This window comes from Pseudomonas sp. AC463 (assembly GCF_979253585.1).
On record NZ_CEEDDZ010000968.1, the window covers coordinates 1 to 249 of the forward strand.

Below are 249 nucleotides of genomic sequence, written 5' to 3' on the forward strand. Positions count from 1 at the left end.
GGCATGAACCGACGACGTCCGACATTGGCAGCCCTCTCCGCAATCCTCTGCCTCTCGGCGTGCCATTCCGCGCATTACCGCCCCGTCAGCGAATGGCCGGTCAGCATCGGCAAACCCTATAAAGTGGCGGGAGTGACCTACGTGCCCGCAGCCGATGAGCATTTCGATGTGCTCGGCTACGCAAGCTGGTACGGTCGGGAAAGCGGCAACCGGGTCGCGCTCGGTGAGCGCTTCGACGCGACATGGATC

At 63.5% G+C, this 249-nt stretch carries 1 protein-coding gene; it reads left to right on the forward strand.

The window, feature by feature from the left end; all coding sequences use genetic code 11:
• Nucleotides 1–249: hypothetical protein (locus AC0IYH_RS33120; RefSeq protein WP_471838631.1), on the forward strand; the 249-nt coding region annotated here is incomplete at both ends.